The sequence below is a fragment of the Alcanivorax sp. HI0044 genome (assembly GCF_001634945.1).
In genome coordinates this window covers 1-614 of the sequence record NZ_LWEZ01001935.1, presented here as the reverse complement: position 1 = coordinate 614, position 614 = coordinate 1, and the positions used below count along the sequence as shown (strand labels likewise).

At 64.0% G+C, this 614-nt stretch carries 1 protein-coding gene; it reads right to left on the bottom strand.

What is annotated here, in order from left to right:
• Window positions 1-4 precede the first annotated feature (4 nt).
• Window positions 5-614 (bottom strand): PepSY domain-containing protein (locus A3730_RS28685; protein WP_197477733.1); only part of this gene is annotated, 610 nt, incomplete at its 5' end.

Below are 614 nucleotides of genomic sequence, written 5' to 3'. Positions count from 1 at the left end.
GGCTTTACGCGCGGAGAGCGCGGCATCCAGCAAAATAATGCCGAGCAGGGCGGCGGCCGATAACGGGAAGGCCAGGGCCACCAACAGCATAATCAGGCCGACCGCGCGGGCGGGTGATATCACCGGCGATGGTGGTGGCGGACACCGTCCAGACTCCGCCATCCTCCTGGGGGAAATGCACCCGGAAGGTGTCGAAACCGTGGCCTTTTGCCTGCTCCACCAGATCATCCAGATCCATTTTCTGATCCACCGCGCCAGACTCGGGCATGGGGGTTTGTTCCACCGCCCAGGGCACACGATGCAGCCCCTGTTCGTTCATGGCCGCATGATTCTGCGCTGGTTGTGCGGCGGTCGGTGATTCGGCCTGAACAAAGCCGGTGCCGGGGAGCGAACCCCACGGCTGTACAATCTTGCCGCCCCAGATGTTGGTCCAGGCCAACCCGGAAATCAGAAAGAACAGCAGCGGCACCGCGATCAGCCAACCCAGGCTCAGGTGCCAGCGACGCCAACCCGCACGTTGGGTTAGCGCACGGTCAGGCAGCAGTGAGCGCAGGCCGTCCTTCGGCCAGGCCAGGTACAGGCCGGTAACGATCATCAACACGGCAAGCCCCGCC